This is a genomic window from Thermus sp. LT1-2-5 (genome assembly GCF_040363165.1).
GTDB lineage: Bacteria > Deinococcota > Deinococci > Deinococcales > Thermaceae > Thermus.
Map to the genome: position 1 here is coordinate 32,921 of NZ_BSRG01000010.1, position 22,538 is coordinate 55,458.

The 22,538-nt window shown below is 68.4% G+C and carries 37 protein-coding genes and 1 riboswitch; of the genes, 27 read left to right on the top strand and 10 right to left on the bottom strand.

What is annotated here, in order from left to right:
• The first annotated feature begins 2 nt into the window (after window positions 1-2).
• Genes ABXG85_RS09420 through ABXG85_RS09440 form a run of 5 tightly spaced genes read left to right on the top strand, consistent with a single transcriptional unit; the run spans window position 3 to window position 2,855 of the window.
• A complete protein-coding gene (locus ABXG85_RS09420; protein ID WP_295429129.1) occupies window positions 3-1,061 on the top strand; it encodes a hypothetical protein in 1,059 nt (352 codons plus the stop codon).
• Window positions 1,058-1,345 (top strand): hypothetical protein, encoded by a 288-nt coding sequence (locus ABXG85_RS09425; protein ID WP_295429131.1) that lies wholly within the window; start codon window positions 1,058-1,060, stop codon window positions 1,343-1,345. Before ABXG85_RS09420 ends, ABXG85_RS09425 begins: the two co-directional genes overlap by 4 nt.
• Window positions 1,339-2,139 (top strand): helix-turn-helix transcriptional regulator, encoded by an 801-nt coding sequence (locus ABXG85_RS09430; protein ID WP_353513417.1) that lies wholly within the window; start codon window positions 1,339-1,341, stop codon window positions 2,137-2,139. The genes ABXG85_RS09425 and ABXG85_RS09430 overlap by 7 nt, the downstream gene beginning before the upstream one ends.
• Before the next feature lies 1 nt (window position 2,140).
• On the top strand, window positions 2,141-2,638 hold the full coding sequence (locus tag ABXG85_RS09435; protein ID WP_295429133.1) for a hypothetical protein: 498 nt from the start codon (window positions 2,141-2,143) through the stop codon (window positions 2,636-2,638).
• Window positions 2,639-2,675: 37 nt separating this feature from the next.
• Window positions 2,676-2,855: a hypothetical protein gene (locus tag ABXG85_RS09440; RefSeq protein WP_318768557.1), complete on the top strand. Its 180-nt coding sequence runs from the start codon at window positions 2,676-2,678 to the stop codon at window positions 2,853-2,855.
• 118 nt (window positions 2,856-2,973) lie between these two features.
• Here the strand turns inward: ABXG85_RS09440 and ABXG85_RS09445 are convergent, their stop codons facing one another.
• Complete coding sequence (locus ABXG85_RS09445) at window positions 2,974-3,282, bottom strand: hypothetical protein (RefSeq protein ID WP_295429137.1); 309 nt, start codon at window positions 3,280-3,282, stop codon at window positions 2,974-2,976.
• Window positions 3,283-3,349: 67 nt separating this feature from the next.
• Between ABXG85_RS09445 and ABXG85_RS09450 the strand changes: the two genes are divergently transcribed.
• The 8 genes from ABXG85_RS09450 to ABXG85_RS09485 all read left to right on the top strand — a co-directional run bounded on the left by ABXG85_RS09450 (window position 3,350) and on the right by ABXG85_RS09485 (window position 8,044).
• Entirely contained in the window at window positions 3,350-3,556 is a 207-nt protein-coding gene (locus ABXG85_RS09450; protein ID WP_295429140.1) for a hypothetical protein, read from the top strand.
• A gap of 123 nt (window positions 3,557-3,679) precedes the next feature.
• Window positions 3,680-3,973: a hypothetical protein gene (locus ABXG85_RS09455; RefSeq protein ID WP_038029183.1), complete on the top strand. Its 294-nt coding sequence runs from the start codon at window positions 3,680-3,682 to the stop codon at window positions 3,971-3,973.
• Between the two features lie 146 nt (window positions 3,974-4,119).
• Window positions 4,120-4,878, top strand: a complete 759-nt coding sequence (locus ABXG85_RS09460) for a sigma-70 domain-containing protein (RefSeq protein ID WP_038029181.1) — start codon at window positions 4,120-4,122, stop codon at window positions 4,876-4,878.
• A 105-nt stretch (window positions 4,879-4,983) separates the two neighbouring features.
• On the top strand, window positions 4,984-5,955 hold the full coding sequence (locus ABXG85_RS09465; protein WP_038029179.1) for a hypothetical protein: 972 nt from the start codon (window positions 4,984-4,986) through the stop codon (window positions 5,953-5,955).
• Window positions 5,956-6,539: 584 nt separating this feature from the next.
• On the top strand, window positions 6,540-6,782 hold the full coding sequence (locus ABXG85_RS09470; protein ID WP_038029218.1) for a hypothetical protein: 243 nt from the start codon (window positions 6,540-6,542) through the stop codon (window positions 6,780-6,782).
• A 31-nt stretch (window positions 6,783-6,813) separates the two neighbouring features.
• Window positions 6,814-7,056 carry a hypothetical protein gene (locus ABXG85_RS09475; RefSeq protein ID WP_038029177.1) on the top strand — a complete coding sequence of 81 codons (243 nt, stop codon included), beginning with the start codon at window positions 6,814-6,816 and terminating at the stop codon, window positions 7,054-7,056.
• A gap of 47 nt (window positions 7,057-7,103) precedes the next feature.
• Window positions 7,104-7,346 carry a hypothetical protein gene (locus ABXG85_RS09480; RefSeq protein ID WP_038029175.1) on the top strand — a complete coding sequence of 81 codons (243 nt, stop codon included), beginning with the start codon at window positions 7,104-7,106 and terminating at the stop codon, window positions 7,344-7,346.
• Between the two features lie 11 nt (window positions 7,347-7,357).
• Complete coding sequence (locus tag ABXG85_RS09485) at window positions 7,358-8,044, top strand: hypothetical protein (protein WP_295429150.1); 687 nt, start codon at window positions 7,358-7,360, stop codon at window positions 8,042-8,044.
• On the opposite strand, the gene ABXG85_RS09490 is transcribed toward ABXG85_RS09485, so the two are convergent.
• Window positions 8,041-8,493 carry a helix-turn-helix domain-containing protein gene (locus ABXG85_RS09490; protein WP_295429153.1) on the bottom strand — a complete coding sequence of 151 codons (453 nt, stop codon included), beginning with the start codon at window positions 8,491-8,493 and terminating at the stop codon, window positions 8,041-8,043. The genes ABXG85_RS09485 and ABXG85_RS09490 overlap by 4 nt on opposite strands.
• A 50-nt stretch (window positions 8,494-8,543) precedes the next feature.
• Window positions 8,544-8,783, bottom strand: coding sequence for a type II toxin-antitoxin system HicA family toxin (locus ABXG85_RS09495; protein WP_038029173.1), 240 nt, complete (start codon window positions 8,781-8,783; stop codon window positions 8,544-8,546).
• A gap of 165 nt (window positions 8,784-8,948) precedes the next feature.
• Between ABXG85_RS09495 and ABXG85_RS09500 the strand changes: the two genes are divergently transcribed.
• The 10 genes from ABXG85_RS09500 (at window position 8,949) to ABXG85_RS09545 (ending at window position 12,864) form a co-directional block, all read left to right on the top strand.
• A complete protein-coding gene (locus ABXG85_RS09500; protein WP_156919400.1) occupies window positions 8,949-9,110 on the top strand; it encodes a hypothetical protein in 162 nt (53 codons plus the stop codon).
• A 50-nt stretch (window positions 9,111-9,160) separates the two neighbouring features.
• Window positions 9,161-9,529 (top strand): single-stranded DNA-binding protein, encoded by a 369-nt coding sequence (locus tag ABXG85_RS09505; protein ID WP_038029171.1) that lies wholly within the window; start codon window positions 9,161-9,163, stop codon window positions 9,527-9,529.
• 75 nt (window positions 9,530-9,604) lie between these two features.
• Window positions 9,605-9,844, top strand: coding sequence for a DUF6839 family protein (locus ABXG85_RS09510; RefSeq protein ID WP_126200113.1), 240 nt, complete (start codon window positions 9,605-9,607; stop codon window positions 9,842-9,844).
• Window positions 9,831-10,157, top strand: a complete 327-nt coding sequence (locus ABXG85_RS09515; protein WP_295429169.1) for a hypothetical protein — start codon at window positions 9,831-9,833, stop codon at window positions 10,155-10,157. Before ABXG85_RS09510 ends, ABXG85_RS09515 begins: the two co-directional genes overlap by 14 nt.
• A gap of 5 nt (window positions 10,158-10,162) precedes the next feature.
• A complete protein-coding gene (locus ABXG85_RS09520) occupies window positions 10,163-10,423 on the top strand; it encodes a hypothetical protein (RefSeq protein WP_038029167.1) in 261 nt (86 codons plus the stop codon).
• The gene (locus ABXG85_RS09525) at window positions 10,416-10,769 is read left to right on the top strand and encodes a hypothetical protein (RefSeq protein ID WP_126200234.1); all 354 of its coding nucleotides are present in this window, start codon (window positions 10,416-10,418) and stop codon (window positions 10,767-10,769) included. Before ABXG85_RS09520 ends, ABXG85_RS09525 begins: the two co-directional genes overlap by 8 nt.
• 93 nt (window positions 10,770-10,862) lie before the next feature.
• Window positions 10,863-11,975 (top strand): hypothetical protein, encoded by a 1,113-nt coding sequence (locus tag ABXG85_RS09530; RefSeq protein ID WP_295429177.1) that lies wholly within the window; start codon window positions 10,863-10,865, stop codon window positions 11,973-11,975.
• Entirely contained in the window at window positions 11,923-12,231 is a 309-nt protein-coding gene (locus tag ABXG85_RS09535; protein ID WP_126200232.1) for a hypothetical protein, read from the top strand. Before ABXG85_RS09530 ends, ABXG85_RS09535 begins: the two co-directional genes overlap by 53 nt.
• Before the next feature lie 48 nt (window positions 12,232-12,279).
• The gene (locus ABXG85_RS09540; protein WP_353513418.1) at window positions 12,280-12,465 is read left to right on the top strand and encodes a hypothetical protein; all 186 of its coding nucleotides are present in this window, start codon (window positions 12,280-12,282) and stop codon (window positions 12,463-12,465) included.
• A gap of 51 nt (window positions 12,466-12,516) precedes the next feature.
• The gene (locus tag ABXG85_RS09545) at window positions 12,517-12,864 is read left to right on the top strand and encodes a single-stranded DNA-binding protein (RefSeq protein ID WP_038043756.1); all 348 of its coding nucleotides are present in this window, start codon (window positions 12,517-12,519) and stop codon (window positions 12,862-12,864) included.
• Window positions 12,865-12,982: 118 nt separating this feature from the next.
• On the opposite strand, the gene ABXG85_RS09550 is transcribed toward ABXG85_RS09545, so the two are convergent.
• The 7 genes from ABXG85_RS09550 to ABXG85_RS09580 form a co-directional block, all read right to left on the bottom strand.
• A complete protein-coding gene (locus ABXG85_RS09550; protein WP_014511005.1) occupies window positions 12,983-14,662 on the bottom strand; it encodes a ribonucleoside-diphosphate reductase subunit alpha in 1,680 nt (559 codons plus the stop codon).
• A gap of 10 nt (window positions 14,663-14,672) precedes the next feature.
• Window positions 14,673-15,647, bottom strand: a complete 975-nt coding sequence (locus ABXG85_RS09555; protein WP_038043754.1) for a ribonucleotide-diphosphate reductase subunit beta — start codon at window positions 15,645-15,647, stop codon at window positions 14,673-14,675.
• Window positions 15,628-16,029, bottom strand: coding sequence for an acyl-CoA thioesterase (locus ABXG85_RS09560; RefSeq protein WP_014511003.1), 402 nt, complete (start codon window positions 16,027-16,029; stop codon window positions 15,628-15,630). The genes ABXG85_RS09555 and ABXG85_RS09560 overlap by 20 nt, the downstream gene beginning before the upstream one ends.
• 130 nt (window positions 16,030-16,159) lie before the next feature.
• Window positions 16,160-16,331: riboswitch (cobalamin riboswitch) on the bottom strand.
• Between the two features lie 177 nt (window positions 16,332-16,508).
• Complete coding sequence (locus ABXG85_RS09565) at window positions 16,509-17,435, bottom strand: ABC transporter ATP-binding protein (protein WP_130842620.1); 927 nt, start codon at window positions 17,433-17,435, stop codon at window positions 16,509-16,511.
• Window positions 17,435-18,193 carry an ABC transporter gene (locus tag ABXG85_RS09570; protein WP_353513419.1) on the bottom strand — a complete coding sequence of 253 codons (759 nt, stop codon included), beginning with the start codon at window positions 18,191-18,193 and terminating at the stop codon, window positions 17,435-17,437. The genes ABXG85_RS09565 and ABXG85_RS09570 overlap by 1 nt, the downstream gene beginning before the upstream one ends.
• A 189-nt stretch (window positions 18,194-18,382) precedes the next feature.
• Window positions 18,383-19,741, bottom strand: a complete 1,359-nt coding sequence (locus tag ABXG85_RS09575) for a radical SAM/SPASM domain-containing protein (protein WP_353513420.1) — start codon at window positions 19,739-19,741, stop codon at window positions 18,383-18,385.
• A gap of 307 nt (window positions 19,742-20,048) precedes the next feature.
• A complete protein-coding gene (locus ABXG85_RS09580) occupies window positions 20,049-21,521 on the bottom strand; it encodes a hypothetical protein (protein WP_353513421.1) in 1,473 nt (490 codons plus the stop codon).
• A 164-nt stretch (window positions 21,522-21,685) separates the two neighbouring features.
• On the opposite strand from ABXG85_RS09580, the gene ABXG85_RS09585 reads away from it, so the two are divergent.
• From ABXG85_RS09585 to ABXG85_RS09600, 4 genes are read left to right on the top strand one after another with little or no spacing between them, the layout of a single operon-like run.
• Entirely contained in the window at window positions 21,686-21,982 is a 297-nt protein-coding gene (locus ABXG85_RS09585) for an SWIM zinc finger family protein (RefSeq protein WP_038043746.1), read from the top strand.
• Window positions 21,983-22,041: 59 nt separating this feature from the next.
• Complete coding sequence (locus tag ABXG85_RS09590) at window positions 22,042-22,206, top strand: hypothetical protein (RefSeq protein ID WP_167764535.1); 165 nt, start codon at window positions 22,042-22,044, stop codon at window positions 22,204-22,206.
• Window positions 22,203-22,352 carry a hypothetical protein gene (locus ABXG85_RS09595; protein WP_014632227.1) on the top strand — a complete coding sequence of 50 codons (150 nt, stop codon included), beginning with the start codon at window positions 22,203-22,205 and terminating at the stop codon, window positions 22,350-22,352. Before ABXG85_RS09590 ends, ABXG85_RS09595 begins: the two co-directional genes overlap by 4 nt.
• Window positions 22,346-22,531: a hypothetical protein gene (locus tag ABXG85_RS09600; RefSeq protein WP_014511372.1), complete on the top strand. Its 186-nt coding sequence runs from the start codon at window positions 22,346-22,348 to the stop codon at window positions 22,529-22,531. The genes ABXG85_RS09595 and ABXG85_RS09600 overlap by 7 nt, the downstream gene beginning before the upstream one ends.
• Window positions 22,532-22,538: the final 7 nt, after the last annotated feature.

Here is a 22,538-nt window from a genome sequence, read left to right on the forward strand (position 1 = left end):
GTATGGCGCTGGAAGCGGTGTGGCAGGAGGTGGAAGAGCGCCTGGCCGCCCTGGAGCCCGGGGTGGCCCAAGAGGTGGTGCGTAAGGCCAGGGAAACCCAGGTCTCCCGGCGAGCCCTCGAGGTGTACCGTGCCCTCACGGGCAAGCGGGCCACCCCCCTGGAGGGGCCCCTGCTCCAGGTGGCCACGGTGCTCGTGAACGAGCGTCTGGCCGCAAGCTACGAGGAGGCCCTGGTCGCCTTGGGGGTAGAGGGAAACCCGGAGGGCGGTGCCCTTCAGGAGGGGGAGGGCGGGGACGTTCCGCCCACGCCTGAGCCCCCAGAAGGGGAAGAGGGCCCGGCGAAGCCCCTCGCCTCGGGTGAGGTGGAGGGCGAGGGGGCCAAGGACGAGCGCAAGTGGCGCCAGGCCTACCAGGCGGTTTTCGGGGAAGACCCCTCGAGCAACCCCCTTCTCTACAGGGAGCGCTTGCGGCAGGCCCTGCTCTTCTACCACCCCGACCGGGGCAGGCGGGCGGCCCTCGAGGCCGTGCGGGAGATGGAGGAGAGGCTGAGGGCTTCCCAGGCCCGGGCCAGCGAGCTCTTGCGCCTGGCGGAGGCGGTGGCCCCACCGGGGGATGGGTCCGACCTCCCCCGCAGGGACCTTGATGCCGCCCTCATCCAGATCGGCAGGCTTTCCGCCCAGGTAGAGGAACTGGGAAGGAAGCTGGCCCGCCTGGAGGAGCGGGTCCAGCGGGAGGCCACCCGCTACGGGGGCGTGAAGGCGGCCCTGCAGGGGCACTACGCCGAGCTCAAGGCCCTGAGGAGGGGCCTCGAGGCCCTGGAGGGCCATGGGGGCGCCGACCTCAAGCGGGTGGAGGGTCTGGTGCGGAGCGCCAAGGCGGAGGCCCTGGCGGAGATGGAGGAAAGGCTCCGCTTGGCCACGGACCTCTGGCGGGGCGAGGTGGAGCCCCGGCTCAAGGCCCTGGAGGAGTGGGCCAAGCGCATCACCGAGGCCTTCCGCCGCACCCTCGAGGCCAAGGGCCGGGGCAAGGGCCTCTTCGGCCTTTTGGGAGGGAAGGAATGAAGGAGACCGTGGTCCTGCGGGCGGGGGACATGGTGGTCTTCCTCCCCCGGAGCCTGTTTCGGGAGGACGTGGAGGGCGTGGTCCAGGTGGGGGAGCACCAGGTGCCCGCCAAGGTGATCTACGCCGCCTGGGCCCTGGGGGCGGACCAGGGGGTGAAGGCGGGGGTGGTCCTGGGGGCGGGGCTGGTCCTCTTTGGGCTCCTCCTGCTCCTGCTCCTAAGGCGGGCCCTGCGGGGGGTTTGGGCCCGGAGGGTGCCTAAGGTGGAGGGGTGGCGCCCATGGTGAGGCTCTACGCCCAGGCGGCCATCGCCGCCGCCGCCATGCCCGTGGTGGGCTTCATCACCGGGAAGGTGGTGGGGGAGGCCTCCGACAAGGCCCCCATCCTGGCCTGGACGGGGGTTTTGGTCTACGCCACCGCCCTGGCCGCCAGCTACGCCCACCTAAGGCACTACTACGCCCGCTTCGACGCCGAGGGGGTGCGGGCCGCCCCCTTTATCGCCTTCGCGGTAGAGGCGGCTACCTTCTACCTCTCCTTCGCCTCCGTGATCCTGGGCTCCACCTGGGCCCTTTGGGGGAGCCTGGTGGGGGCGGGGGTGGTCTTCTGGGGGAACCTGACCTCCATGGGCCTCGGGCTCAAGGGGCGGCTGGGGGCGGAACGCCGGGAGAGGGCCGTGTCTTTGGAGGCCGATTTGTCCCGGACCAGCCGGGAGGGGGTGTTCCCCCCGTGGAACGGAACGGATGCCGTTCGCACCCCACGGGACGGAACGGATCCCGTTCGCACCCCATGGAACGGGAACGGAACGGATGCTGTTCCCACCCCGCCCCCGGGGGAACGGGAGGCCGGAACGTCCTGGGTACGGGAAGCCCCGCCCGTGAACGGAGAGGCCGGGGCGGAGGAGGAAGGGGAGCTTTCCCGGCTCCTCGAGGCCCTCTCCTCCCCCAAGGGGCCAAGCGCCTTAGCCCGGGAGCTCTCCTGGCCCAAGTCCACCGTGGCCCGCAGGCTCAAGCGCCTGGTGGAGATGGGCCTGGTGCAAAGCGATGGCGGCGTCTACCGCAGGGCGGAAGGGGCTTCCGCCTGAGGTGGGCGGGGTCTTGGCGGGCCTCCTGGAGGGGCCTTACGGGGCGCTCTTCACGGGGGTCCTCCTGGGCCGCAAGGTGGGGTGGCGGGAGGCCCTCTTCTCCGGCCTCGGGTGGATGGGGGCCGGGATGCCGGGAGGAAGCCTTCCCATGGCCCTGTGGGTGGGCCAGGGAGTCTTGCGCCTTTGGGAGAGAGGGGGAGGGCACCGAGCCCTTGGGGTTCTGGCCTTCCTCCTGGGAGGGCTCCTGTTCCGGGGGCTTTGGCTTGCCCCCTTGGGCGTTCTCCTGGCGGAACGGGGCCCCTGGCCTCGGGCGGGCCACGCCCTGGTGGGGCTTGGGGTCTACGGCCCCTGGGGGGTCCTGGCGGTCCTCGGGGCCTGGGGGGCGGAACGCCTGGGGTGGAAGGACGGTGGGGGGTCGTTCCGGGGGATGGACCTCCCGGTATTCCTCTATGGAACGGCCCTGCTCCTGCGGGGAATGGTCCTGATGCTATGGTCCTGAGCCTCTTAGGGCTGTTCCTGGTCCTCGTCCACTTCCTTTGGAGGGCCGCCGCCTCCTCCGGTGGAGCCGGGTGCCCACGGAGGAGGCGGCGGGGGCTTTTGCGGAACGGGCGCTGAGGCGGTACATGACCGGGTTCCGGGTGGAACGGGGATGGCGGAACGGGGTGCGGCACGTGGTGGGGTGGTTGTGGGGGGGGGTAGGGGTGGGCATTTCTTAGCTACAAGGTGCTTTGGTGAACTCAGTATGTAGCTAAGACAACGCCCATCAAAAACCCCGGAGCCTCTCGCCCCGGGGTGCCATGTAGGAGAAGGCTGAGCCTTCCAAGAGCTAGTCTATCACGCCTCTGCCTTCTTGGGGGGGAGAACGGTGGCTTCCAGACCCCCTTCGCCCTCCCTGACCTTCAGGGTACCCCCCGCTTCCGCCGCCTCCCGGAAGGCGGCGAGCCAGGCGTGGGTCTTGGGAGCTTCCCGCAGGTCCACATCCAGATAGGGCCCCAGGAGGGGGTCTTCCCCCAGGAGGAGCCGCACCTTCTCCTCCTCGCCGTTTTCCCGGGCCACCAGCTGGAAAAAGCCCGCCAGGTTCTCCAGGTAGCCCCGGTCCTGCCCCTTGGGCTTGGCGTACTCGCGGAAGACTTCAGCCAGCATGGCAACAGTGTAGCATATTGGTCATCAGTTGCTAAGTGTGTGTCAAATTGGATATCCTGGTAATGCCATGAAGGAGAAGGTGCTGATCCTCAAGGAGATGCGGCAGGTGCAGGTCTTCAAGGATGCCTTGCGGAAGGCCGTACCGGGTGGGGTAGAGGTCCAAGAAGACCACGGCTGGCCTCGCCCGGCCCTCAGGGTGCGGGGTGCTACCCCGGGGCAGATCCTGGCCGCGGCCACCTGGGCGGGCTTTGAGCCGCAGGCGGTGCTGGAGTAGAGCCTTCCAACCTTTCCGCCCTGGAAGGACTTCCTTATCCTTCCGGGGTTTTGCTTTTGGAAGAGCGTAGAATAGGACGAGGTGGCGCCACGGGCTCCCCACGGGGCCCATCGGGAGGAAGCGATGAGCCGCATCCGCGAGCAAAACCGCAGGCTGGCCTTCCAGGCCCTGAAGGAGGCCTCCTTGAGCCCCTGGTTCTGGGGGCCCCTCCTCCTGGCCTTTGGGCTCCACCTGGCCCGGACCGAGCCCTGGCTTCTCCTCTTCGTGGGAGCCCTGGCCCTGGCCCCCTTCCTCCTCCGGGCCCTGGCCCGGATGGAGCCTAGCCCCCTCTTCGACCCCGAGTGGGCCACCTACCGGGAGACTCGGAGGCTCCGGGAAGAGGTAGAGCGCCTCAGGCGGGCCTTGGACAGGCGGTAAACCTTTCGGCCCCCAGCTTGCGCCAGGGGCCTACTCGGTGGAGGTACAGCCGACACCATCCGGCAAGGGGCATCGGCTGGCACCCTTAGCCTAGCACGGTTGCGCCTTCCCCGCAAGAAGTAGTACTATGCGGGTGGAGGTACAAGATGAAGGACACCATCCGGCTCATGGCAGAGGCGGTCCGGCCTTTGGCCACGAGGGAAGAGGTCATGAGGAGCTTCGTCGCCGGGGATCTGGAGGCTTTGGGGCGGCACTACTACGCCCTGGCCCTCAAAGAGGGGCTCTCCCGGGCCCATCTCTTGGGGGAGGAGGCCCTGGACCTGGCGCAGGAGGTGGCCCTCAAGACCCACAGCGCCCTCAAGGCCTGGCGGACGGGGGAGCGGAAGCTTCCCAAGCTCAACTCCAAGGGCCTCACCTTCTGGGTGGTGGTGGAGGCCGACCGCGCGGTGCGGGAGTGGTTCTACCGCAACCGGGGGGTGGGGTACACGAGCTCCCGCCTGGTGGCCAAGGTGAAGCAGGCCGCCGAGAGGCTTCAGGGCGACCTCGGGCGTGCCCCCACGCCGGAGGAGATCGCCCAGGAGCTTGGGGTCCTGACCGAGGTGGTGGAGGAGGCCCTGGCCCTGGCGGAAGCCGAGGCCATCCTGAGCCTGGACGACACCACGGAGGAAGGGGACACCCCTTACCGGGAGTTTGCGGGGTACGACCCTCACGAGCGGGAGCGGGAAGAGGCTCTGGCCTTCGAGGCCCTGGAGGAGGCCATCGAGCGCTACGGCCTCCGGCAGAAAATCGGGGCGGAAGAGGCGGAGCTTCTGGAGCGCTTCCTGGAGGAGGGCACCTTGGAGGAGGAGGAGCTTTCCAGGCTGGAGGCCGCCCTCAAGCAAGCCATGAACAAGGCGGCGGCGTAGGCTGGCAACCCTTTGGCCCTGGGAGGACGCCCTTTTCCTTCCGGGGTTTTCTCTTTTGTTGCTACTTCCTCGCCAGAGTGATAATCTGAGGTCGGAGGTACAGCCATGACCAAGGTCAGCGTGCGGTCGCTCTTTGGCGGCAGGGAGGCGCGGTCGGTGCAGGAGGCCCTCGAGGTTCTCCGGGAGCTCTGGAAGGAGGACGGGACGGTGCGGAACCTCTTGAGCAAGGCGGCCCGGGAAGGCTACGTCCTGGTGGACACCAAGGACATGCCCGCCCACCTTTTGGCCGCCCTAAAGACCGCCCTGGCCCGCCTCCGGGAGCGCCTGGGGGAGGAGAAGCCCTCCACCCTCCTGGTCAAGCAGACCGGGAAGGGCCAGGAGGAGCGCAAGCCCATGACCTGGGAGTCCCCGGAAGGGGTGCGCTACGCGGTGCATCCCCACGACCTCGCGCCCCGTGAGGAGCGCCATTGGGGCTACCGGGACCAGCGGGTGGAGGAGGCCAAGGCCTGGGTGGAGCGGTTTCTCGCCCACGCCGAGGTGGAAGAGGGGCCTTCCCTCCTGGAGGAAGCCCTGGAGCGGGAGGACAACCCCCACTTCCGCCGGGACGACCTCATCCCCGCCGACCTGGAGGCCAGGCTCAGGACCCTGGGCTGGAAGGGCACCCTCGAGGAGCTCCCGACCCTGGTGGCGGGCCTGCCCGCCAGGGAGGAGGCGTTCCGGCAGGCCGTGGGGTCCATCCTCGCCCTGGTGGACCCCGTGAGGAAGGAGGCGGTGGCCCTCAAGACCCCCATGGGCTGGGAGGTGCGGGGGCAGGCGTCCAAGCGGGTCATGAAGGCCGTGCTCGCCCTGGGCCTCCTGCAGGACCTCTTGCAGGGGGAGTGGAGCGTGGGCGAAGCCCGGCGCCTGGCCCAGGACGTGGAGCCCTACGCCCCTGGCCTTTTGGACAAGCTGGAGGCCATCGGCGCCCTCCGGCAAGCCGCCTACCTCCTCAAGCAGTACGGGCGGAAGCGCCAGGTCGCCGTCTACCGCGACCTCGCCACCGGGGAGCCTGTCCTGAAGGCCCCGGTCCTCGCCTAGGTAGACGCCCTTAGCCCTGGAAGGATGCCCTTATCCTTCCGGGGTTTTCGCTTTCCCGCCCGGTTGCGATGCACCCCAGGGGGCGAGCATAGCAAGTGTTGCCCTACTACCCCCCATTTCCCCAAAATCCCGCCTCATCCGTAGTGCTACCCCCCAAGGGGTGGCAAACCTTCGTGATGCTCGCCCCTAGGGGGGTGGCAAAGCTTTGTTGTGCAACCCCCCCAGGGGTGGCAAAGTCTTGGAGCGCTACCCCTAAGGGGGTAGCAAACCTTTGTGGTGCTACCCCTAAGGGGGTGGCAAAACCCAGGAGCGCTCAGGTGAAGGGCGAGCACACCCGTGGAGCGCACGCCCCCTGGGGCGGGCAAAGCGCCGGGGCGAGGCCTCCCGGGGGTGGGCGTGTGCCTTCCTCTGCTCGGGGCCCTCGAGGCCATCCCCCTGACCCCCGGCTTTCTGGTCTTATGGGGGCCTCGAGGTCCTCGGGGTAGTCCCTGGGGCTGACCCAGGTGGCCTCGAGGCCAACCCAAGTCCATGAGGCCAGGGGGCACGGGTGCCCCCCAGGTGCGGGCGCTATGGAACATCTACCCTTGAAGCTTTACCAGGCCAGCGAGCGGCTCAAGGCCTACGCCCGGATCGCCGGGAGCTTTGCCATCGCCTTCCGAGGGGGCAGGCCCACGGGGGTGAGCGGGCAGGCCCGGGAGACGGACTACGCCCTCCTTTTGGAGGACGCGGGGACCATCTTCCAAAGCACGGCCCTTGGGGAGGACGGCATCGTCCTGGTGAGCCCCGAGGGGGTGCGGGTGGCCTATAAGGCGAGCCTGGGGGCCTAGCGGCCCCACGGCCAGGGGCAGGAGGTGGGCGATGGTGGCCCTCATGCCCAACCTGGACGGCAAGCCCCTGGCCAAGGTTTCGGACAAGGCCCTCGAGGCCCTGGTGCGGCGGCACGGGGCCCAGGTCCACCCCCGCCTGGTGGCGGAGGGGTGGGTGGACTTGGAGGCCCTCGAGGCCCTGGGCTTCGTGGAGGTGGTGGAGCTCACCCCCCTTCCGGGGGAGCGGGTCCTGGTCCCCACCCCCACGGCCTGGCGGGTGGTGGAGGTGGCTTAGGGGCCAGGGGGGCCGGATGGCCCCCCGGGCTTCCTCGGGAGGTGCCCATGCAAGACCCCCTGGAAGAACTGGAAGCGGCGGCCCGGATGCTCCTGGCACAGGCCAGGGCCTTCCGGGAGCTCAAGGGGCGTTCCCCCCTGGCCTTCAAGGCCCTGAGGAGGGAGCTTCTGGAGGCGGGCGAGGCCTTGAGGGGTCTGGTGTCCCGGCTCTACGCCCTGGAAGTGCAGGTCAAGAGGACCCTGGGCGAGGACAACTCCGCCGAGGCCTTGCGGCGGGAGTACCTGTCTTGAAGGAGGTGGATATGGGCTACGGACACGCTTGGCACATTCCCTTGGAGGGCCTTCCCCTGGTGCAGGAGCGCCTTTCCGCCATTCTGGAGGACTTCGGGCGGCTCCTTCCCCACCTACCCCCCTTGGCGGGGCCCTTGGGGGAAGGGGAGCCCGTCTTCGGCCCTTCCGAGGTGGCCTTCAACGGGCCCCGGCCCGAGGACTACGAGGGCTTCGCCTTCCCTGGGCTTTTGGAGGGGGAGCCCTTCCTCTCCTCCCTGCACCCCGGCCACCACTACGGCTTCTGCAAGACGGGGCGGCGGCCCTACGACCTTGCGGTGCAGGCCTTTCTCCTGGTGGCCAAGGCCCACTTGGGGGAGTACCTCGCCCTCTCCAGCGATGGGGCCATGGCGGACTGGGCGGAGGCGGCGGACCTGGTGGAGGCGGTTCTGGGCCTCCTGGTGGACCTCGAGGCCGCCCTGGGGGTGCGCCTGGTGGAGGTGGAGGACGGCCAGGGAAGGCGCTTCCTCTTTGAGCGGAGCCTGAAGGCCATGGCCGAGGGCAAGCCCCTCCCGCCCCACCTGGAGCGCCTCGAGGCCTTCCTCCCCAGCTGGCCCTTCCGGGGGCCTTACCGGGTACTGGGGGAGGCCCGGCTTTTCCGCCCGGTCTTGAAGGCCGCCCACCTGGGGATGGGAGTGTACCGGGGGAAGGCCACCCCCTAGCCTTCCGCCCGGGCCACCACCTGGATCCGCACCTCGCCGCCCAGGGCTCGAGCGAAGCGCCGCAAGCTCTCCAAGCTGTGGCCGAAGTAGAAGGGGTCAAGGAGCCGGGAGAGGGCCGAAGGGGTAGTGCCCATGCGCTTGGCCACCTCCCGGGCGGTGAGGCCGCTGGCCTTCAAGGCCCGGCGGAGCTCCAGGCTCGTGGGGTTTACAGGATGAGGCTCCACGTAGGCCAGGAGGTAGCCCTCGCGGTCCCTCTCCGCTTCCTCCTCGGGGGTCAAGGGGCGGCCAGGGGGAGGAGGAGTCTGGCCCCCCTCCTGGAGCTCCAGAAGGGCCAGGGCCAGACCCTTGGCCAGGCTCCGTTCCACCTCCTCCGGGGTGGACTTGCCCCAGGCGTAAACGGGCAGGTCCAGGGCAAAGCCCCCCCACCTGCCTTTCTCGTCTTTCTCCAAGTAGCAGGGATAACCTTTCATCGCTCTTCCTCTGGGGCCGTTGCCCCGCTTCAACCCTTCTTCCGCTTCCCCGCCTTGCCCCGCTCCCGGAAGGGCGCTTCGGGAAGCCCGGCGTCCCGGAGGATTTTCTTGAAGGTGCCTATGGGAGGGGGGTCCTCACCGGGATCCAGGACCACCAGACGCCCGTCTGGGTGCTTCCACACCTCGTGGTCTCCCTTGCCTCTTTCGGACTGAGGTTCGAACCCCGCTTGCCTGAGCCAGCGCCGAAGCTCGCGGTACCTGGGAGGCACAAGTTTTCCGCTAATGGGAACCTCCTGGGAAACTGGGGCCTCTCGGGAATGGAACCCTCGAGGGTCCCCCTATATTCGCAAATCTGCGAACCCTTGTCAAGGGGTTTTGCCAAGCGAGGCCAGGGGGCCTTGCGGCCCCCCGGTCTTAGGCGAAGGAGGTCAGCAATGAGGGAGATTGCTGAGAGGATCAAGACCCTCCTGGACCGGGTGATCGCCCATGAGGGCGACCTCATCGCCTTTTACACCCTGGAAACCGAGAAGGCAGAAGAACTCCTGAAGCTTCTGGCCTTCTTGGAGGGCGAGCTGGAAGACTTGCTCTGGAAGTAGAGCTGGGGGGGCCAAAGGCCCCCCCTGGAAGAGGCGCAAGGAGGTGAAGGATGAAGATCACGGCCAAGGCGTACCTGGCGAGGAAGCCCGAGCTCATTTATACGGAAAAGGGCGTGCCCATCTGGAAGAGCTCGGTGGCGGTGCAGGGGCGGAGGAAGGAAGACGAGAGCCTCTTCATGGAGGTCCTGGCCTTCAACGGCCTGGCGGAGGCCCTGGGGGAGCTTGACCCAGGGAAGGGCACTTACGCCCTCCTGGAGGGGAGGCTTCAGACGGAGACCTACGAGGGGAAGGAGGGGAAGAAGACCCGCCTTGTCCTGGTCCTGGAGGCCTTTGCTCCCCTGGTACGGCCCAAAGTCAGCCGTGAGGCTACCTTGGAGGCGGAGGCCAAGGAGGGCGAGCCCGAGGAAGACCTCTTCTAGGTAAAAGGCTTAGGCCGGATGGTGTCCTGGGGGCCCCGGGGGCAAGTCCCCCGGGGCTGCCCCTTGAGGTGGAGCATGCGCGTGCGCGACCTTCCCTCTGAGGCCCTTCTTGTGCAGGACTCCCAGGACCGCCGAGCGGTGCTGGAAAGCGTGGGCCTCGGTCACGGGCCAGGCCTGGACCTCGAGGCCCTGGTGAGGGAGTACCCCACCCTTTTTGTAGAGGTGGGAGAAGGAGAGTATCGGAAGGTTTGGGGCATCCGTCGTTTGGTGCCCTACCTGGACGAACCCGTGGAGGTGCTTTATGCGGCAGCTTGAAGCGGATGTGCGTGAGGCCTTTACCCGGTTGCGGCAGGCCCTGGAGGGCCACCTGGAGGCCAGCCTGGCCCGGACCCGGGCGAAGGAGGCTCTTGAGGAGGCGGTGGCCCGGGGCCTCCTTTCCGGGGAGATCGCCGGGAAGAACGCCGAGGAGCGGGAGGCCAGGGCCAGGGCCCTCTACGCCCCCCTCTACCAGGCCCTCCAGGAGGCGGAGGAGGCTCTCCTCGTGGCCCGGGCGGAGGTGGAGGCGGCCCGGGCCCGGGCGGAAGAGGTTTCGCTTCTGGTGCGGCTTGCGGCCTCCGAGGTAGCATGAGGGGGATGCCGACCACCTTGCCCCCCAAGGTCCTGGAGGCGGCCCGCCGGGTGGAGGCCCTCCTGGAGGAGGCCAAAGCCCGGGGGGTGGTGCGGGCTTGGAGCCTCAGGCACCTCAGCGGGGAGCCCCTGCCTGGGGTGGAGGGGATCGCCTTCTACGGGCGGGAGGTTCCCCAGGAGGAGATCGACCGCCTGGAGGAAGCCTTCTTGGACCTGGAGGACGACCTGGACCTGGGGGTGGCGGTGATCCTGGTGCCCCATGACTGAGGTGGAAGCTCGGCGGGCCAGGGCTGGGGAGGACCTGGCCCTGGCCTTTGCCCTGGCGGAGAGGAGCCCCCGCTGGGCGGCGGTGGTGCTCTTCTATGGGGTGCATCATGCCCTTCTGGCCTGGGCCCTGGAGCGCTTGCCCCAGGCGCCCACTCCCCAGAGCTACGCCCAGGTCCAGGGCCTCTTGAAGCGGGCGGGGCTTCCCCGGGGGGTGCGCAAGGCCTACGAGCGCCTCCTGGGGCTTAGCTGGCAGGCTCGGTACGACCCCAAAGCGGGGGACGAGGCCCTTTGGACCCAGGCCCTGGAGGAGTACGCCCGAGTGGAGGCCTTTCTCCTGGGCCCTTGAAAAGGCATAAGGGGGGCCGGGTATAGACCTGGCCCCTTCCCCTTCTGGCCCCGGGGGCCTTCCGGCCCCACGGGGAGGGGTGGGAGGTGGGCGATGATTATCACGGCCACACGGCCTGTCCTGGTGGAAACTGGCCTTTTGCTGAAGACCCTAAAGCGCCTGCCCCCCGTCCGGTGGGGCCGGGATGCGGTGGCGCTTGCGGGCGGGGAACACCTCACCCTGCGCCGGGCAGGGGACGGGGTAGAGGCAGAGGTGCGCCTGCCCTTTCCCGCCGAGGGGTTCCCGGGGGCGGTGGTGCCCCGCAAGCCCCTCCTGGAGCTCCTGGAGGGGGCGGGCGGCATGGTGGAGCTTACTTTGGAGGAAGGCTGGCTCAAGGTGCGGGGACGGGGCTTCAGCGCCCAGATCTTCACCTACGACCCCGAGGCGAGGCCCGTGGGCGTGAGCCTCCTCACCGGGGAGGCCAATCCCCTCTTCCGGGTGCAGGCCCTGGCCTTCCTGGAGGCCTTTGGGGAGGCCGCCACCCTGGCCCGGGCCTCGAGCCACGAGAAGGCCCGCAAGGTGCTCCTGGAGGTGGAGGCGGGCAGGGTTCGCCTGGTGGCCACGGACGGCTACCGTCTCTACACCTTCTCCCTCGAGGCCGAGACCCCCACCCCCGGGGTGGAGCTCCTCCTCAAGCCGGAGGAGGCCCTGGCGGCCCTGAAGGCCCTGGACCCGGGGCTTTCCTTCACCTTCCTCCAGCCCGAGGCCCACGCCCTGGTGGCGGAGACCCTCTGGGGCCGGGCCGCCTTCCCCCTGGCGGAGGAGGGCTTCGTACCCTACCGGAAGGTCCTCCCCCAAGGGGAGCCTCTGGGCCGCCTTCGGGTGGAGGCCAGGGCCCTGCGGGAGGCCCTGGGGCGGGCCCTGGTGGTGGCAGAGCCCAAGAACCACGGGGTGGAGCTCCAGGCCTTGGGGGAGGAGGTGCGGGTCCAGGCCCTAGGGGAGGACTTCACCCCCCTCTCCGAGGAGGTTCTGCCCGGGGAAGGGGAGGGCAGGCTTAGGGTGAACGGCAAGTATCTTCTCGGGGCCCTGGAGGTCTTCGGGCCCGGGAAGGCGGAGCTTCGCCTCTACCCCCACGCCCAGGGGGGCCTGGTGGCCCTGGGAAGGGAGGGCTTCCATGCGCTTATCGCCCTGCTCAAGCCTGCCCAAGACGCCGGAGGGGAGGGCTAGCCGCATCCTGCAGGGGCTCCTGGAGGAAGCCCTTTTCGGCTTGCCCTTCCTGGGGAGCAGGCTCTTTCAGGAGCTTCTGGAAGGGCGGGAGGGGCGGAAGGCGGAGGCCCTGGTGGCCCGCAGGCTCCGGGCGGATCCCGTCCTGGCCCAGGCCCTCCTCCCCCTGCCCCTGCCCGAGGCCTGGCGGGAGGCGGCCCGGGAAGGGGCCAAAGGGGATAGGCGCATCCCCCTCTTCCCCGAGCTCCAGGCGGCATAGGGCAAGGGGGCCTAAAGGCCCCCCGGCTTGGGGCGAGGGAGGTGCCCGATGCGGGAGCTCAAGCTCACCCCCGAGCAGGCGGTGGCCCTCCTCAACCTGCTCCAGGCGGAGGAGGACTGGGAGGGCGAGCTTCCCCGGACCCTCCGGGAAGTGAAGGAGGCCTTGAAGGCGTGGCTAAAGGAGGAGGGGCTGAAGCGGAGCCCCACGGGGAGCTACTACCTGGTCAGGCGCTAAAGGGCAGGGGGGGCTTTAGCCCCCCCCGTAGGCCCGGCGAAAGGAGGAAGGATGAAGGCGATTCTGAAGGCGTACCTGGCGAGGAAGCCCGAGCTGGTCTACACCAACCAGGGCGTGGCGATCTGGAAGACCTCAGTGGCCGTGCAGGGGCGGCGGAAGGAGGACGAGGCGGTCTTCCTCGAGGTCCTGGCCTTGGGCGGCCTCGCCGAGGCCCTGGCGGAGATGGACCCGCCCAAGGGGACTTACGCCCACCTGGAGGGCAGGCTCCAAACGGAGACCTACGAGGGAAAGGACGGGAAGAAGACCCGGCTCACCCTGGTCCTGGACGACTTCGCCCTTCTGGTGCGGCCCAAGAAGGCAGAAGGGGCGGAGGGAACGCCGAGCGAGGACCTGTTCTAGAGGGCAGGGGGGCGGCGGAGAGCGAGGTGTGGGGGTTTGAGGAGCTACCGTTCTGAGGCCCCTTTAGTGCCCGGGGGAGGGTTCCCTTCCCCCGGGCCTTGCTTGGGGTAGCCTGCCCTCAGCTCTCGCAGGCTTGGCAGGAGAGGAGGAGGTCCCGGCTGTAGGCCTGGGCCACGCTCTGGCTGAACTGGTAATAGAGGGCCTTGAGGCCCGAGCGCCAAGCGTGGAGGACCAGGGCGTTCACGTCCTTGGGCGGGGCCTCCGGGTGGATCACAAGGTTCAGGGACTGCCCCTGGTCAATGTGCTTCTGCCTCGAGGCCGCCAGGTTCACCAGGGTCATCTGCGAGACTTCGGCGAAGGTCTTGAACACCGCCTTTTCCTCATCGGTGAGGAAGTCCAGGTGCTGCACGGAACCGTTGTGCTCCAGGATGCTCCGCCAGACTTTTTCCTCGTCCTTGCCCTTTTCCCTCAGCACCTCCTCCAGGAAGGGGTTCTTGAAGGGGACGCGAGCTTTCTGTAGGTCCTTCAGGTAGTAGTTGCTGGTGTAGGGCTCTATGGAGGGAGAGACCTGGCCCAGGATGAAGGCGCTGGACTTGGTGGGAGCGATGGCGAGGAGGGTGGCGTTGCGCCTTTCCTTAAGCTCCCCCACCCCGGCGAGCTCGTCCTCGGGGTGCCGCTTCCTCAGCCACCTCGAGGCCTCCTCGGCCCGCTCCCGTATGGTCTTGAAGATCTCGGCGTTCCTACGGAAGGCCTCGGGGCTTTCCAGGGGGATTCTTTGGGACTGGAGGTAGCTGTGCCAGCCCAGGACCCCGAGGCCGATGGCCCGGTAGCGCTTGGCGAAGCGCACCGCCCGCTCCATGTAGGGGATGCCCTCCGCCTTCTCAATGAAGTCGTCCAGCACGGAGTCCAGGAAAATGACCAGGGTCTCCACCGCGTCCGTGTCCTTCCACTCCTCGTAGTGGAGGAGGTTCAGGGAGGAGAGGCAGCAGACGAAGCTCTCCTCCTCCGAGGAGGGGAGCATGATCTCCGTGCAGAGGTTGCTGGCCCAGATGGTCTTGCCGAGGGTTTTGAAGACCTCGGGGGCCTTTTGGTTGGCGTTGTCCCGGAAGAAGAGGTAGGGGATGCCCACCTCGGCCCGGCTCTTCAGGACCTTGGCCCAGCGGGCCCGCTTCTCCCCGTCCCCGGCGATCATCTCCTCAAGCCAGCGGTCCCCCACGCTCACCCCCCAGAAGAGGGACTGAACCGGGGAGTGCTCCCGCTGGATGGAAAGCCACTCCTCGAGGTCAGGGTGCTCTATGTCCAGGTAGGCGGCGCACTGGCCCCTGCGGGTGGAGCCCTGGTTGAAGACCTCGATCACCCGGTCAAAGAGGGAGGCGAAGGCAAACGAGCCGTTGCTCTCCCCGTTGTCCCGGATGGGGGCCCCCCGTGGGCGGAGCCTTCCCAGGTAGAGGGAGGTCCCTCCCCCCTGCTTGCTCATCATCCCCACCTCAGCCACCGCCCTCAGGATGGAAGCGGTGTCGTCCTCCACGTAGGTGCCGTAGCAGGAGATGGGAAGGCCCCGCCTGAGGCCGTAGTTGGCCCAGATGGGGGTGGCGAGGGAGTACCAGCCCCGGGCCACGTACTCCTGGAACTTGCGGCCAAACCCCTCCACCTTGGTGAGGGCCTCGGCCCGCTGGGCGATCTCCCTCACCCGCTCCTCCACGCTCACCCCGGGCAGCAGGTAGCCCCGGCGCATGTAGAGGCGGGTGTGCTCGTTGGCCCAGTACCAGGGCTCGTAGGTCCGCTTGGTCTTGGTCATGCCTCCTCCTTCAGAAAAGCTCCTCCGGATCAAAGCTTTGTACCCTGCGCGCGTAGGCCACGCTCCGCTTGTTGAAGAAGTCCACCTCCTTGTCGGCGAGGAGCTCCAGGGTGAACCACTCCGTGTCCCGAAGCCTCGCCCGGTCCACAGGGAAGGCTTCGGGGAGTCCATGGAGGGCGAGGACTTCGTTGAAGCGTCCCTTGAGGAACTCCAGGGTTTCTCCGTGCCCCACCAAAGAGGGTTCCCCCATGGCGAAGAGCCAGTCCAGGAGGTTTTCCTCGGCCCGGAAGAGCTTCTGGGCGAGGCGTAGAGACTCTTCCTGAAATTCCTCCCCCAGGGCCTCGGGGTGCTCCGTCCTGAGGAGACGGAGGAGCTCCACCCCAAAGAGGCCGTGGACGTTCTCCTCCTTGCTGGTGGCCTCAATGGCGTTGGAGATCCCTTTGTAGCGGTTGCCGCGGCGGTTTAGGGCCATGAGGACGTAGAACTGGGAGAAGAGGGAGACGTGTTCCGTGAAGGCGGAGAAGAGGAAGAGGGCGAGGGCGTATTCCCGCAGGTCCTTCCCCTGGGCGCGCCGAAGGGCCTCTCCCAGGGCTTGGGCCCGATCCCGGAGGGCGCTCGCCCCCTCCAGGGCCTGTCCAAAGGCCTCCTCCAGGCCCAAAAGCTCCAGGAGGTGGGCGTAAGCGTTGGCGTGCCGTACCTCGCTCTCGGCGAAGGTGAGGCCCACCTCGGCGATCTCGGGCTTGGGAAAGCGGTCGTAGACCCGGGCCCAGAAGAGCTTGACGGCGAGCTCCACCTGAGCGATGGCGAGGAGGGCGCGCTCCACCAGGGAGCGCTCCTTCTCGTCGGCCAGGGCGTGGTCCTGAAGGTCGGACTGGAAGCTGAACTCCGTGTGCACCCAGTAGCTGTGCCGGATGGCGTCCCGGAAGCGGAGGAGCTCGGGGTACTCGTAGGGGCGGTAGGCGAGCCTAGGCGCCGTGAGGGGCACGGGCCTCACCTCCTTCCAGGGGAGGCACCGGGCTTGGCCTCCCCCTTTCGTCCACCGCCACCAGGACAAACCCGCCCCGGGCGGCCAGGTAGGCCTCCTCGCCTTCCTTCACCGGCTCCACCCACATCTCCACCTCCACCCGCATGGAGGTGCGCCCCACCTCCCGCACCCGGGCCACCAGCTCCACGATGGCCCCCAGGGGGACGGGGCGCTTGAAGTCCACCGCGTCCGCGTGTACCGTTACCACCTTCTTGCGCGCGTGGCGCGTGGCGGCCACAAAGGCCGCCTGGTCCATCCAGGCCAGAACCGTTCCGCCAAACAGGGTTCCGTAGTGGTTGGTCTCCCCGGGGAAGACGGGGTAGACCATCCGCGTCTCCCGCATAGCGCCTCCTTGGGCGGGAAAAGCTTCCTAGAGCCGAAGGGCCTCTTTCGGGCGCTGGGCCCGTGACGGGTTTTGGGGGTTAGGCTAAGGTCCCACGGGTCTCACCACCTTCACCCTTGCCTCGAGGGCTACGGGGCAGGGCCGCGAAGCGGGTACTCGGGCTTCCGGCCGGGGCGGAGGGCGCGACGCTTGGGCCGGTTACCGTTGCGGGACAGCGCCGGACTTTCACCGGACTTCCCCCACCGCCTTTGGGCGTCCAGGCCTGTCGGCCTGGCATCGCGGCCAGGACACCCTAAGTCTTGGGCGTCCTGCCCAAGACCCTACCACAGGTTGGGTAAGGGGTCAACGGGAAGGGGGGCGCCTCGAGAGGCCCTTCCGCCATCGCGTTTTTGGGCCAATCCCCTGGGCCGACCCGGGTGGGGGGCGGTCCCTCGCCGACCCCCTCGAGGACCGGCAACACCCCCCTATCCCCCGTGCGGCTAGACAGTGCGAGGTTGTGCGCCAGGGGAAGGGCGGGCCTCCCCGAAGAGGTGGAGGAAGAGGGCCTCCAGGCTCGGCGTTCCCCTGGAGACCTCGAGGACCTCCACGGGAAGAGTTCCCAAGGCCTCCCGCAGCGCCTCCCACGGCCCGAGGAAGAAGAGGACCTCGGGGCCCTCGGCGCTCCAGCCGGGGCCTAAGGCCTGGAGGAGGGCCTCCGCCTTGGGCTCGGCGAGGCGCACCCGGTACCCCTCCCCGGCCCAGTCCCGGAGGAGGGCCCGGGTGGGGCCCTGCCGCCGCACCTCCCCCCGGTGGAGGAAGGCCACCCGGTCGCTCACCCGCTCCACCACCTCGAGGTCGTGGGAGGTGAGGAGGATGCCCCAGCCCTCCTTCTTAAGCTCCAGGAGGATCCCCTCAAACTCCCTCCGGCTCACGGGGTCCAGGCCCAGGGTGGGCTCGTCCAGGAGGAGGAAGCGGGGCTTGAGGGCGAGGGCCAAGGCCAAGGCCGCCTTCTGCTGCATGCCCCGGGAGAGGGAGGCGAGGGGGGCGTGGAGGCGGTCCTTTAGGCCGAAGCGCTCCAACCAGGCCTCAAACCGGGGGCGGACCTCCCTGGGGGGAAGCCCCCGGATGCCCCCGAAGTAGAGGGCGTTCACCAGGAGGCTCAGGTTGACGTAGAGGTTGCGGCTTCCCTCCAGGAGGACGCCGAACTCGTGGCCCTGGGGTCTGCGCCGCGCCCCGCCCTCCTCCAGGACCACCTCCCCCCCATCGGGGAGGAGGAGGCCGAGGACGACCTTGATGAGGGTGGTCTTGCCCGCCCCGTTGGGGCCCAAAAGGCCCAGGATCTCCCCGGCCCCAAGCTCCAGGCTCACCCCCTTGAGGGCCTCCAGCTTGCCGAAGCGCTTGTGGACGTTCTGCACCAAAAGCCGCATCAGTACCTCCCTAATAGGCCCCTCCGCCGCACCGCCGCGTAGACCCAGGCCATGGCGAAAAGCCCCGCCCCGAGAAAGAGGAGGGCCTGCACGAAGGCGAGGAGGAGAAGCCCGGGGAACGCCCCCTCCCCGGTGAGGGCGAGCTTCAGGAGCTGCGTCCCTGGGGCAAAGGGGAGGGGGGTCATCCAGGGAGCGAAGCGAACCAGGGAGAAGAAGTAAGGAAGGAAGAGGAACTGGACAATGGTGAAGAAGCCCTCCACCTGCTTGAAGTGAAGGGCGAGGGCTCCCATGCCCAGGGCGAAGCCTAGGGCGGCGAGGTAGAGAAGCAAAAGGCTCAAAGGCCACCAGGGGGCGGGGGCGAGCCGCACCCCGAGGAGAAGGGCGAGGGGAAGGAGGACAAGAGCGCTTGTGGTGATGCCCTGAAGTCCCCGTACGAGGGCGCGCAGGAGGAGCTGTCGGAGAAGCCCTCCTCGGGCCAGGCCCAGGTGCTCCAGGGTGCCTAAGGCGGCCTCGGACTGGACGGAATAGGCGATGGACTGGAAGGTGCCCACCACCAGGTTGAAGGCGGCGAAGACCAGGAGGAGGGGGCCCAGGTCCAGGCCCAGGCTCGCCAGCCCCTCGGGGGTCAGGTTCTCCAGGCCGAGGACCATGGAGTAGAAGAAGAGAACGGAGGCCAGAAGCCCCGCCAGGGTGTCAAACCAGTAGCGCCTGGTCAGGTTCCACTCTAAGAGAAACTCGCTCCAGAGTTGCCAAAACACAACGCTTCCTCGAAGATAAGAAGGCAGATTGGGGATTCCCCCTCACTGCCTTCTACTCAGCCTACCTATTTATGTTAGCACCGGCGGGTTTTTTGTTGGACACGGACGCCTACCGCCGCAACCCGGGTCTCCTAAGGGTTGCACGCGAGAAGGCCTGACAATCCACCGCATCCTCCTCACCTCCTTTCCCTAGCCCGTGCAGGGGCGAGGTGCCGGCTCTGCCTCGCCTGCACGTTCGGCTAGCAAAGTAAAGGTACGCTTCCAGTTCCACTTGAAGGTGGTGCACTCCAGCTCCACCTTCCCCTCAGGCATGGCCTCGGGGAAGACCACCTTCAAGGGGCACCCCCCCATGCACGCAGGAAGCCAGGTGCAACGGGAGCAGGCGAGCTTTTCGGAGAAGGGGTCCCAGGACATCCAGCGCTGGTAAACGGGGTTCTCCGCAAGTTGCAGGGGATCGTATTCCAGGAGGTTGCCCACGGCGAACTCGGGCTGCCCCACCGTGTCCCAACACTTCTGCAGGGTGCCGTCGGGCTCCACCACGAACCCCTCCGGATGGGCGGCCACGCACCCTCCAAGCTGAAGGGAGGGGTAGGGAAGGGTGGCCAGTCCTAGGCTTTCCGCAAGGGTGAAGTACTCCGGCTCAATCCGGGCGAAGTCCTTGCGGGTAAAGCAAAACCCTTTGACCCCGTGGCTGGGCGGGGCGGTGGAGGTTACGGGGGCAAAGTAGACCCGCAGGTTCTCCTGGTGGGCCAGCCCTTCCTCGGCCAGACGCTTCAAGAGGGCGGGCACACCCTCGCGGTTCCGGACGTCCACGTTGACCCGGATGTGGACGAAGACAGGTTTCCCGAGGAAGAGGCGCAGGTTGGCCAGGATGCGCTCAAAGCTCCCCTCCCCGGTAAGGAGGTGGCGGCGCTGGTCGTGGTAGGGAGCGTCCCCGTCCAGAGTGATCTGGACCAGGTGAATGCGGTAGCGGACCATGTCCGCCACCTTCCCTTCGTCCAGGAGGTAGCCGTTCGTGATGAGGCTCGCGCTGTACTCCACGCGGTTCCTCTCGGCTATCTCCATGAATCCTTGGGATAGCTTCTGAACAACATCCCAGGCCAGGGTGGGCTCACCGCCAAACCAGGTGACGAAGAACTTGCTGAGGCGGGGGGCTTTTTGAGCGAAGACCTCAAGAAGCTTGGCCTGAACCGCTTCGGTCATGCGGCTCACCCGGTGCCGCTGGAAACAGTAGTCGCAGCCGAAGTTGCAGTCTATGGTGGGACAGATCGTTAGGCTCCAGGCTTCCGTGGTGTAGCGCTGCCGCAGGTGGAGGGTCTTAAGGTAGGCCAGCTCGTCAAAGTTCTCGAGAACGACGAAGCGGCCTTCCACGAGCCCCTGGTCTACAGGGTTCTTGGGGTCCAAGGGCTCCCCCTTGACCAGGGCCGTGTAGCGCGCCCATCCTTCTGAATCCAAGACGGCCAGGCCACCGGAGAGGGAGTTGAAGGCGAGCTTCTCGCCCGTGGGCAGGGTGTGGAAGTGGTTGAAGCGGCTTGGTTTGTAGTTCATCCCTCCCCGGGTTGGTGCCTGGGCGGGTTCCTGGAGGTTCACCACGGGTAGCTGCAACATCCCGTCTTGCATGGCTTTCACCCCTCTCGGCTATCCTCAGGCTGGCCTCAGGGTAGCAGGGGGGAGGTTACGCGAGGTTACGCGGGAGGCCAGCTATGGAACCCCTTCCGCGTAACCCTTCCCGTGGCACCCTGGGGGCATGAGGGGCAAAGTCCTTTGGCTCCTCCTCTTGGCCTGGCTCCTCCTCCTGGCCCGGCCCTCCGGGCCCGCTTTGGCCTGCTGGCGCCCCGACTGCTTTCCCCCGGCCTCACACCCCGTACTCCCGGCGGAGCCTCGCCACCCGGGCCTGGGCGATGGGGAGGCGGGGGTCTTCCTGGGGTAGCCTCTCCAGGAGGGCTTCCCAGACCTCCAGGTCTTCTTTCAGGCGCTCGGCCAGGAGGAAGAGGCTTTCCGTGTCCCCTTGGGCCAGCACCGCCTGCTTCAGGGTCTCCTCCAGCTCCAGGCGGAGTTCCTCCACCCCCGGGGCCTGGCTCCAGGGGAGGAGGGGGCCTTGGTAGAGGGCCAGGGCCCCCTCCAGGTCCCCCCGGGAGAGGGCCTTAAGGAAGGCTCCGAGGTCCGAGGGGGGAGGGTTTTCCAAGCGGTAAGGGGAACAGGAGATGCGGAAGCCCTTGGCCCGCAGGCGGTGGAGGAGGGTCTTCAAGGCCCCTAGGTTGGGTTCCCCGTAGAGGGCCTCCGCCAGGGCTTCTCCCGAAAGGCCTGCCTCGTGGGCGAGGAGGAGGGCCAGGGCCTCGGTGCCCCTGGGGCCCAGGGAGGGGAGGGGGCCTCCCCCGAGGAAGCGAAGGAGAGGGGTTCCGGCCTCTCCCAAAAGGAGGGCCCGGGCCTCGGGGCGGAGGGCGGGGGCCAGGCGGGGGGCCAGTGGGGCCTCTACCTCCGCCCCCAGGGCCCTGAGGCGGGCCTCGGCCAGGAGGGCGTAGAGGGCCCCGTCCTCCCGGAGGAGGCCGTGGGCGGAGAGGAGGAGATCCCTGGCCGCCTCCCCCCCTTCCAGGAGCCCCTGGGCCAGGAGGAGGAAGCCCTGGGACCACCCCGCCTGGGGGCCGACCTGGGCCGCTTCCAGGAGGAGCCGGGCCCTAAGGGGTTCCAGGGCCAAGGCCCCAAGGACCAGGAAGCTCGGGAGGCTGCCCGGGCCCAGGAGGGGAAGGAGGCCCTGGAGGAGGGTCCGGGCCCGCCGGGGCTGGCCCCGGAGGAGGTGGGCCAGGGCCAGGGTGTGCCCGGCCAGGAGGCGCACCCCGGGCAGCTCGTGGAGCAGGAACTCCTCCCCCTCTTCCAGGACCTCGGGGAGGGGAAGGGCGCCGAAGAAGAGCTCCAGGCGGAGGTGGTGGAGCCGGGTCCAGGGGGAAGGGGCCTTGAGGCGGGCCAAGGCGGCATGGGCCAGGGCCTCGGGACGGCCCAGGCGCTCCAGGACCACCGCCAGGGCCAGGTGGAGCCGGGCCTCCGCCTGGGAGTTCCCCCGGAAGCGGTGGAGGGCCTCCTCCAGGGCCACCGCCCCTTCCCTCGGGGGCAGGGCGAGGCCCAGGTGGTAGAGGGTGAGGGGGGTCTGGGCCCTTCGGGCGGCCTCCAGGGCCAGGGTGCGGTAGGCCCGAAGGTCCCCCTTCCGCCCCTCAAGAAAGCCCAGGAGGGCCAGGCGCTCGGCCTCCAGGAGGCCTTCTTGGGGGGTTTGGAGGAGGGCTTCCGCCTCCCGGTCCCTGCCCTCCTCCAGGAGGCGGAGGGGGTGGGGTTCCATGGGGCCAGTCTACTCGTTTGCCGTCCACCTGGCCCTGCGGTGGGCACCCTGGGCCTTCCTCGGTGGTGTCTTGACTGCATTCCCTCTTTGACCCCTCTCATGTGTCTAAGACCGAGGGCCTGGGGGCCTAGCGGCCCCACGGGAAGCGGCGAAGGAGGTAGACGATGCCTCTAAAGGAAAGGCTCTTCCAGACCCTGGGCAAGCTGGAGAAGGCCAAGGCGCTCCTCGGGAAGGTCCACCCCGTGGCGGGGATGGAGGGGCTCTTCGTGGTGGAGAGCGAGAGCCAGCCGAGGAAGCGCTACCTCGTGGACCTCGAGGCCGAGACCTGCACCTGCCCGGCCTACGCCCAGGGGAAGACCCGGCCCTGCAAGCACCAGGTGGCCGTGGTCCTCTCCCTCTGGCTCCGGGAGAAGCGGAGGGCTCAGGTGGAGACGCGGGCGGCGGAGCGCCCGGTGGCCTAGGCCGAAGAAGGGCAGGGGGGCGGGGAAGACCCGCCCCTCGTCTTCGTTTGGAGGGAAGCATGTGGAGGTTTGTCGGGCACTTGGCGGGTTTGGGGAACATTCTGGCCGCTTGCTGGCTCGTCCTTCGGTGGCAGGAGGGGGCCCCTTCGCCCCTGGCCTGGGGCGTCCCGGTCCTGCTCTTCGTCCAGGGGGCCTTCCTCGCCCACTTGAGGAGGGCGGCATGAGCCTTCGCGCCAGGCTTCAGGTCCTGGCCCTCGAGGCCATCCGCAAAGATCGGTCCTTCCGGGCGCCCTTCCACCCCGGGGCCTTCCCCCGGGAGCGGCGGGAACGGCGGGCGAGGCGAGCCCTGAAGGGGAGGAGGCCGTGGTAGAGCTCCTTCTGCTCCTCGGCCTTCTGGTGGGCCCCTTCCTCGCCCTCGTTCTCCTGGTGGGGCTCCTCGAGGAGACGGGCCTCGTGGCCAGGCCCGGAGAGGAAGACCCCGAGCGCTACCGGTGGCTCCGGGACCTCTTTGGGGAGGAGAGCCAGGGGGCAGAGGCCCCACGGGAATGAGCGGGAG

What these genes read in the sequence shown, in the direction of transcription:
- ABXG85_RS09420 (WP_295429129.1), top strand. Translation starts at nt 3, where the DNA reads ATGGCGCTGGAAGCGGTGTGGCAGGAGGTGGAAGAGCGCCTGGCCGCC.
- ABXG85_RS09425 (WP_295429131.1), top strand. Translation starts at nt 1,058, where the DNA reads ATGAAGGAGACCGTGGTCCTGCGGGCGGGGGACATGGTGGTCTTCCTC.
- ABXG85_RS09430 (WP_353513417.1), top strand. Translation starts at nt 1,339, where the DNA reads ATGGTGAGGCTCTACGCCCAGGCGGCCATCGCCGCCGCCGCCATGCCC.
- ABXG85_RS09445 (WP_295429137.1), bottom strand. Translation starts at nt 3,282, where the DNA reads ATGCTGGCTGAAGTCTTCCGCGAGTACGCCAAGCCCAAGGGGCAGGAC.
- ABXG85_RS09450 (WP_295429140.1), top strand. Translation starts at nt 3,350, where the DNA reads ATGAAGGAGAAGGTGCTGATCCTCAAGGAGATGCGGCAGGTGCAGGTC.
- ABXG85_RS09455 (WP_038029183.1), top strand. Translation starts at nt 3,680, where the DNA reads ATGAGCCGCATCCGCGAGCAAAACCGCAGGCTGGCCTTCCAGGCCCTG.
- ABXG85_RS09460 (WP_038029181.1), top strand. Translation starts at nt 4,120, where the DNA reads ATGAAGGACACCATCCGGCTCATGGCAGAGGCGGTCCGGCCTTTGGCC.
- ABXG85_RS09465 (WP_038029179.1), top strand. Translation starts at nt 4,984, where the DNA reads ATGACCAAGGTCAGCGTGCGGTCGCTCTTTGGCGGCAGGGAGGCGCGG.
- ABXG85_RS09475 (WP_038029177.1), top strand. Translation starts at nt 6,814, where the DNA reads ATGGTGGCCCTCATGCCCAACCTGGACGGCAAGCCCCTGGCCAAGGTT.
- ABXG85_RS09480 (WP_038029175.1), top strand. Translation starts at nt 7,104, where the DNA reads ATGCAAGACCCCCTGGAAGAACTGGAAGCGGCGGCCCGGATGCTCCTG.
- ABXG85_RS09485 (WP_295429150.1), top strand. Translation starts at nt 7,358, where the DNA reads ATGGGCTACGGACACGCTTGGCACATTCCCTTGGAGGGCCTTCCCCTG.
- ABXG85_RS09500 (WP_156919400.1), top strand. Translation starts at nt 8,949, where the DNA reads ATGAGGGAGATTGCTGAGAGGATCAAGACCCTCCTGGACCGGGTGATC.
- ABXG85_RS09505 (WP_038029171.1), top strand. Translation starts at nt 9,161, where the DNA reads ATGAAGATCACGGCCAAGGCGTACCTGGCGAGGAAGCCCGAGCTCATT.
- ABXG85_RS09510 (WP_126200113.1), top strand. Translation starts at nt 9,605, where the DNA reads ATGCGCGTGCGCGACCTTCCCTCTGAGGCCCTTCTTGTGCAGGACTCC.
- ABXG85_RS09515 (WP_295429169.1), top strand. Translation starts at nt 9,831, where the DNA reads ATGCGGCAGCTTGAAGCGGATGTGCGTGAGGCCTTTACCCGGTTGCGG.
- ABXG85_RS09520 (WP_038029167.1), top strand. Translation starts at nt 10,163, where the DNA reads ATGCCGACCACCTTGCCCCCCAAGGTCCTGGAGGCGGCCCGCCGGGTG.
- ABXG85_RS09525 (WP_126200234.1), top strand. Translation starts at nt 10,416, where the DNA reads ATGACTGAGGTGGAAGCTCGGCGGGCCAGGGCTGGGGAGGACCTGGCC.
- ABXG85_RS09530 (WP_295429177.1), top strand. Translation starts at nt 10,863, where the DNA reads ATGATTATCACGGCCACACGGCCTGTCCTGGTGGAAACTGGCCTTTTG.
- ABXG85_RS09535 (WP_126200232.1), top strand. Translation starts at nt 11,923, where the DNA reads ATGCGCTTATCGCCCTGCTCAAGCCTGCCCAAGACGCCGGAGGGGAGG.
- ABXG85_RS09540 (WP_353513418.1), top strand. Translation starts at nt 12,280, where the DNA reads ATGCGGGAGCTCAAGCTCACCCCCGAGCAGGCGGTGGCCCTCCTCAAC.
- ABXG85_RS09545 (WP_038043756.1), top strand. Translation starts at nt 12,517, where the DNA reads ATGAAGGCGATTCTGAAGGCGTACCTGGCGAGGAAGCCCGAGCTGGTC.
- ABXG85_RS09550 (WP_014511005.1), bottom strand. Translation starts at nt 14,662, where the DNA reads ATGACCAAGACCAAGCGGACCTACGAGCCCTGGTACTGGGCCAACGAG.
- ABXG85_RS09560 (WP_014511003.1), bottom strand. Translation starts at nt 16,029, where the DNA reads ATGCGGGAGACGCGGATGGTCTACCCCGTCTTCCCCGGGGAGACCAAC.
- ABXG85_RS09565 (WP_130842620.1), bottom strand. Translation starts at nt 17,435, where the DNA reads ATGCGGCTTTTGGTGCAGAACGTCCACAAGCGCTTCGGCAAGCTGGAG.
- ABXG85_RS09575 (WP_353513420.1), bottom strand. Translation starts at nt 19,741, where the DNA reads ATGAACTACAAACCAAGCCGCTTCAACCACTTCCACACCCTGCCCACG.
- ABXG85_RS09580 (WP_353513421.1), bottom strand. Translation starts at nt 21,521, where the DNA reads ATGGAACCCCACCCCCTCCGCCTCCTGGAGGAGGGCAGGGACCGGGAG.
- ABXG85_RS09585 (WP_038043746.1), top strand. Translation starts at nt 21,686, where the DNA reads ATGCCTCTAAAGGAAAGGCTCTTCCAGACCCTGGGCAAGCTGGAGAAG.
- ABXG85_RS09590 (WP_167764535.1), top strand. Translation starts at nt 22,042, where the DNA reads ATGTGGAGGTTTGTCGGGCACTTGGCGGGTTTGGGGAACATTCTGGCC.
- ABXG85_RS09595 (WP_014632227.1), top strand. Translation starts at nt 22,203, where the DNA reads ATGAGCCTTCGCGCCAGGCTTCAGGTCCTGGCCCTCGAGGCCATCCGC.